The sequence below is a fragment of the Streptomyces sp. NPDC057654 genome (genome assembly GCF_042800135.1).
Classification (GTDB): Bacteria; Actinomycetota; Actinomycetes; order Streptomycetales; family Streptomycetaceae; genus Streptomyces.
The window spans coordinates 1-4,006 of record NZ_JBHVHQ010000792.1; the positions used below are offsets into that span (position 1 = coordinate 1).

3 protein-coding genes are annotated in these 4,006 nt (G+C 69.7%); 2 read left to right on the forward strand and 1 reads right to left on the reverse strand.

The features are described 5' to 3' along the window. Window positions 1-31: 31 nt before the first annotated feature. Window positions 32-1,117, reverse strand: a complete 1,086-nt coding sequence (locus tag ACFU99_RS35945) for a LacI family DNA-binding transcriptional regulator (protein ID WP_384400513.1) — start codon at window positions 1,115-1,117, stop codon at window positions 32-34. Window positions 1,118-1,254: 137 nt separating this feature from the next. On the opposite strand from ACFU99_RS35945, the gene ACFU99_RS35950 reads away from it, so the two are divergent. Further along, window positions 1,255-2,514, forward strand: coding sequence for an MFS transporter (locus tag ACFU99_RS35950; protein WP_384400516.1), 1,260 nt, complete (start codon window positions 1,255-1,257; stop codon window positions 2,512-2,514). Window positions 2,515-2,523: 9 nt separating this feature from the next. Beyond that, the gene (pafA, locus tag ACFU99_RS35955; RefSeq protein WP_030879208.1) at window positions 2,524-3,885 is read left to right on the forward strand and encodes a Pup--protein ligase; all 1,362 of its coding nucleotides are present in this window, start codon (window positions 2,524-2,526) and stop codon (window positions 3,883-3,885) included. Window positions 3,886-4,006 lie beyond the last annotated feature (121 nt).

Below are 4,006 nucleotides of genomic sequence, written 5' to 3' on the forward strand. Positions count from 1 at the left end.
CCTTTACGGCCTGCCACGGGCATTTTGCTTTTTACGCGTCGGCTCGTGGTGCTGCGGTGGAGTCGCGTACGACGAGTTCGCCGAGGAGTTCCGTCGGTTCTGGTGTGTGGCCGTCGAGTACCGCGATGAGGGCTTTCATGCCTGCCTCGCCGACGGCTTCGGCGGGCAGTCGTATGGTCGTGAGTTCCGGTTCGACGGCGGTCGCCAGGGACAGGTCGTCGAAGCCGGTGACCGAGACGTCGTCCGGGACGCGTAGTCCGAGCCGTCGGGCGGCTTTGCAGGCGCCGGCCGCCAGGAGGTCGTCGTCGCAGACGAGGGCTGTCGGCCGTGGTCCCGGTCCGCTGAGGGCGCGCTCGGCGGCGAGTCGGCCTTCGGTGACGCCGAGGGCGGCGGGTTCGGTTCGTAGGGTGGCGTCGGGGGCCTGGCGGATGGCGGTGGCGAGGGCTTCGGCGCGTTTGGCGAAGGTCCAGGAGTCGATGCCGGCCGCGATGTGGGCGAAGCGGCGGTGGCCGAGGGCGAGCAGGTGTTCGGTCACGTGGCGCATTCCGTCGGCGATGTCGAGGTTGACGGTGGCGGCGGAGTCGGAGTGCAGGGGGTCGCTGTCGAGCATGACGAGGGGGAGTCCGCCGCCGCGGATGGCGGCGAGTGCGTCGGCGGCCATGGAGGAGGCGATGACGCCGTCGACGGCGGCGCGTGCGGAGTCGAAGGGGTCGCGGGCGGGGCCGATGCCGTCGGGTGAGGGGTAGAGGAGGACGCCGACGCTGTGTTGGCTCGCGATGCGGGCGGCGCCGGCGTGGACGCGGGCGAAGAATTCGTTGGTGAGGGCGGGGACGACGAGCAGGACGGTTCGGGTGCGGCCGAGCCGGAGGTTGCGTGCGGCGAGGTTGGGGCGGTAGCCGAGTTCGCGGGCTGATGCTCGTACGGAGGCGGCTGTGCGTTCGGAGACGCGGCCGCGCCATTTGTCGCCCAGGACGAGGGAGACGGTGGCTTGTGAGACGCCGGCGGCGCGTGCGACGTCGCGGCTGGTCGTGCGGTCGCCGGTCGGCCGGGTGGCTGTTGCTGGGGGCTGGTCCGTTCCGTCGGCGTGTTCGCGCGGTGCGCCACCCTGGCCTGTCACGATCGTGCTCCTCTGTTCCCGTCCGGTCCGTCCGGGACTCTATCGGGGTGGACCGGCGGTCAGTGCTCATGATAGGTGTAGCCCCGCACATTATACGTAACACCCCGGGAGTGGACCGGAGTGCGAAGGGGCGGGCGATGGCTGCGGGCTATGGGGATCTGCTGCGGACGCGGTACGCGGCGCGGCTGTTGTGCGGGACGCTCGTGGGGCGGTTGCCGAATGCCACGGCCACGCTCGCGATCGTGCTGTTCGCGCGTGCCGAGGGCGCCGGTTATGGCCTGGCGGGGGCGCTGACGGCGGTCTACGGGGTGGGGAACGCGGTGGGGCAGCCGCTGCTCGGCCGGGCGGTGGATCTTTACGGGCAGCCCCGGGTGATGTTTCCGGCGTCGGTGCTGTCGGCGCTGTCGGTGGCCGTGTTCACGGGGTGGGGGCTGGGTCCGCTGCCGGTGGCGTTCGCCGCGATGCTGCTCGCCGGGTTCTTCACGCCGCCGTTGGAGGGCGGGCTGCGGGCGCTGTGGCCGAGTGTCCTGAAGCGGGATGACCGTATTCACGCGGCGTACGCGCTGGACGCGGTGGCGCAGGAGGTGATGTTCGCGGTGGGTCCGTTGCTGGTGACGCTGCTGGTGGCGGCCTGGTCGCCGACGGCGGCGCTGCTGGTGGTCAACGCGCTGGGCGTCGCGGGGGCGTTGTCCGTGGTCGTCTCGCCGCCGTCCCGGCGGTGGCGCAGTGCGCCGCGTGAGGCGCACTGGCTGGGGGCGCTGCGCTCTCCCGGGCTTCTGGTGCTGCTGGGGACGTTCTTCTTCGTCGGTGTGGCGCTCGGGTCGATCGCGGTGGCGGCGGTGTCGTACGCGGAGGGGCACGGCGGCGGGCTGGTTTCCAGTTATCTGCTGTCCGGGCTGGGCGTGGGTGCGCTGGTGGGCGGTGTGGTCTATGGGGCCCGGCAGTGGCCCGGGGCTCCGGAGAGCCGGTTGCGGCTGCTGGTGGCGGCGCTGGCCGTGGGGTATCTGCCGCTCGCGCTGGTGCCTGGGGTCGTGGCGATGACGGCGCTCACGATGGTGGCGGGGGTGTTCCTGGCGCCGGCGCTGGCGTGTGCGTTCGTGGTCGTGGACCGGCACGCGCCGCGTGGCACGGTGACCGAGGCGTTTTCGTGGCTGGTGACGAGTTTCGGGGTGGGGGCGGCGATCGGCGGGGCGGTCGTGGGGCCTGCGGTGGAGCGGGGCGGGGCCTGGGCGGGGTTCTCGGTGGCGGGCTTCGGGGGGTGTGCGGCGTTGGCCGTGCTGCTGGTGACGCGGCGCTTCCTTCCGGTCGTCGGTGTTCTTCCGGTAGTTGAACAGGGGGCGGAAAATGATCGAAACGCAGTTGTCGAACCCGGTTTCAGAGCTGGCCGTCAGGCGTAATGTTCAGTCATGGACCGCCGCATTTTCGGGCTGGAGAACGAGTACGGCGTCACGTGCACGTTCAGGGGACAGCGCCGACTGTCACCTGACGAAGTGGCGCGCTACCTCTTCCGCCGAGTTGTCTCCTGGGGCCGCAGCAGCAATGTCTTCCTGCGGAACGGCGCCCGTCTCTACCTCGATGTGGGCTCGCACCCGGAATACGCGACTCCCGAGTGCGACAATGTGACCGAGCTCGTCACCCATGACAAGGCGGGCGAGCGTATTCTCGAAGGGCTGCTCGTCGACGCCGAACGCCGCCTGCACGAGGAGGGGATCGCGGGCGACGTCTATCTCTTCAAGAACAACACCGACTCGGCGGGCAACTCCTACGGCTGCCATGAGAACTACCTGGTGGCCCGGCATGGGGAGTTCTCCCGGCTCGCGGACATCCTCATCCCGTTCCTCGTCACGCGGCAGTTGCTGTGCGGCGCGGGCAAGGTGCTCCAGACGCCGCGCGGCGCGGTCTACTGCGTCAGTCAGCGCGCGGAGCACATCTGGGAGGGCGTCAGTTCCGCGACGACCCGTTCGCGTCCCATCATCAACACCCGTGACGAGCCGCACGCCGACGCGGAGCGTTACCGCCGGCTGCATGTGATCGTCGGGGACTCGAACATGTCCGAGACGACCATGCTCCTGAAGGTCGGGGCCACGGATCTCGTGCTGCGCATGATCGAGGCGGGCACGGTCATGCGGGATCTGACTCTGGAGAACCCGATCCGGGCCATCCGCGAGGTCAGTCATGACATCACGGGTCAGCGCAAGGTCCGTCTCGCCAGTGGGCGGGAGGCGTCCGCGCTCGATGTCCAGCGCGAGTACTACGAGAAGGCCGTCGACTTCTGCGAGCGCCGCGGGATTCGTACGGGCACGGTGGAGCGGGTCCTGGAGCTGTGGGGCCGGACGCTGGACGCGATCCAGGAGGAGGATCTGGACCGGATCTCCACGGAGATCGACTGGGTCATGAAGTATCAGCTGATCGAGCGCTACCGGGCGAAGAACAACATCACGATGTCGCATCCGCGGGTGGCTCAGATAGACCTCGCGTACCACGACATCCACCGGCGTCGCGGCCTGTACTACCTGATGGAGCGGCGTGGCCAGGCGGCTCGGGTGTGTGACGACTTGAAGATCTTCGAGGGCAAGTCGGTGCCCCCGCAGACCACTCGTGCGCGGCTGCGCGGCGATTTCATCCGCCGTGCGCAGGAGCAGCGGCGGGATTTCACGGTCGACTGGGTGCATCTCAAGCTCAATGACCAGGCGCAGCGCACGGTGCTGTGCAAGGACCCGTTCCGGTCGGTGGACGACCGGGTGGAGAAGCTGATCGCCGGGATGTGAGCCACGGGGCCTCGGGGTCGTCGGGGGCCTCGGGGTGTGAGCCCGGGGCTGTGTGCGGGCTGTGTAGATGCCGTGCGTAGGCCGTGCGTAGGCCGTGCCGGGGCTGTGCGTCGGTGTCCGC

Excerpts from the sequence above, each read along its gene's own strand:
- ACFU99_RS35950 (WP_384400516.1), top strand. The coding sequence starts at position 1,255 with ATGGCTGCGGGCTATGGGGATCTGCTGCGGACGCGGTACGCGGCGCGG.
- pafA (WP_030879208.1), top strand. The coding sequence starts at position 2,524 with ATGGACCGCCGCATTTTCGGGCTGGAGAACGAGTACGGCGTCACGTGC.